1 protein-coding gene is annotated in these 1,929 nt (G+C 50.2%); it reads right to left on the minus strand.

Annotated features, from left to right (window positions below):
- Nucleotides 1-93: 93 nt before the first annotated feature.
- Nucleotides 94-1,761, minus strand: a complete 1,668-nt coding sequence (locus CS060_RS13910) for an IS1634 family transposase (protein ID WP_035046869.1) — start codon at nt 1,759-1,761, stop codon at nt 94-96.
- Nucleotides 1,762-1,929: the final 168 nt, after the last annotated feature.

Below are 1,929 nucleotides of genomic sequence, written 5' to 3' on the forward strand. Positions count from 1 at the left end.
TCCCGAGTTCGACAGTGACTAGGCAAACAAAATGCCTCTAATCCCTTGATACCAAAGGGCTCAGAGGCATTTGGGCATACTTCAGGCGTGTATCTAGGTGCGAGGATGGATGCCTAGAATCTTCGGAGGAGGCTCCAGGCCTAGAGCCGCAAAGAATTGAGCCTGTTTGGCCGTCAGTTCGGTTCGCTGATAAAGGTCGCCGTTTTTTGAAGAAAAATGTCCAAGCATGAGACGTTCGCATTCGTCCCTTACTTTCGGCCACGATTCATGGGTTCGGATCTCCACGATCCGAACTAGCAAGAGAGCGAGCCAACTGAGCAGCACGTGCGCCCGAATGCGGTCTTCCAAGCGATGATACATAGGTCGCAATTCCAATGTGGACTTCAATGTTCGAAAGGCCTGCTCGATATCCACCAACTGCTTATATCCAAGCGCGACATCTTCGGCAGACAAGGTGTCATCGGATGTCCGGATGAGATATTTGCCGTCGTACTTTTCCGCGTCACGAACCGCCTGCTTGTCGATGCGAAGGGTTCCGTCCTTCAACTGGCGCAAGTATTTTCCGTAGGACGGATGGGAACGCAACCGGCAGGTAGCCTTATGATGGGCTTCGTTTGGGAGTTGGCGAAGCCCTTCTAACTCCTCTTTCAACGATTCGAGCAGCTTTTCTCGCTCCTTGCGTTGGCGCTCGGCTTCGCTGGGATTGTACACGAGAACATAGCGCTGACGCGCTTCTCCGTCTCCTACGGTGATTTCCTTGATATGCAAGTTCTCTCGGACTTGTTGGTAGCGCCCGCGACGGCTCAACGCCTCTTCGACGGAAGCTTTCCCGGATCGCATTTTTTCACCGACAATGTAATGTCCTCCTGCCTGTTGTAAGGTTCGTAAGTTTTCTTCAGAGGAAAATCCGCGATCCATGACACTGATGACACGACCGAGCTTCCAGCCGATGAGATCGTGTTTGACTTGTTTGATGACCGTCATGTCCATCGTATTGCCTGGCCATACCCAAGCGCGAATCGGGACTCCTTCCCGAGTGACGGCCAGCCCAATGACGATTTGGACAAGATCGGGTCGCTTGTCTTTGGAAAATCCCTGCTTTCGAAGGGATTCCTCTTCCGGTGTTTCAGACGGATCGACTTCGAAATAAGACGAAGTCGTATCAAAATAAAGCAAATCGACTTCCAGATTCAATAAGTCAGCTACAGCATAGAACACTTGACGTTCCAAGTCCGATTGCACGATCAGCAGTTCATCCATCGCTCGGTACAGCTGATGGCTGGCGACCTCGGGAAGATGGGGAATATACACGTCCTTCTCCACCCACTCCTCCATCGCTAACTTGCTGGATGGATGAAGCGCACGATTCGCCACCATGGCAAAAATGAGCCGTTCCAGCGAGATGTGATGATGTCGGGAGGCAAACAAGGTGTTCAGAATCTCCCCCAATCGCAGTTGGCTCCAGAGCTGATCCAAGAGCCAAACGCCGCCGAGGTGTTTGCATGACTGGAATTGAAAGTCATCGGCAGTTTCTCCTGCTAACTTTTCGACTTCCCAAGCTTGCTCGGGCGAAAGGAATCGCGAAATGCTTTTGGCCAGACGCTCCAAAACGGCACGATCCACCTCATCTTCGCGCCCAAACGAATAAATCACCTTCGCTTTCGCATATTTGGCCTTCGGATCCCATTCGTTGTGAGCAAGCTGGAGATAAGCAACGGTTGTTCCATCTTTGTTTTTGCGTGTTACTCGTCGTATGTACATGCCTATATTATAACGTATACCCGTTCATTTTAAAAGAATAAATTAATAAATCGTGTGCCTATGAAATTCGACGTTTTTTTCTAGGGAAGGCGTGGTGAAATCCTTGATATAACAGCATTTCGGTCATTTTCATTTGCCTAAAATGCCCCTCAAACTGTCGAACTCGGG

Origin of the sequence: Anoxybacillus flavithermus (assembly GCF_002742685.1) — a bacterium.
GTDB classification, from domain to species: Bacteria; Bacillota; Bacilli; order Bacillales; family Anoxybacillaceae; genus Anoxybacillus; species Anoxybacillus flavithermus_E.

What these genes read in the sequence shown, in the direction of transcription:
- CS060_RS13910 (WP_035046869.1), bottom strand. Translation starts at nt 1,761, where the DNA reads ATGTACATACGACGAGTAACACGCAAAAACAAAGATGGAACAACCGTT.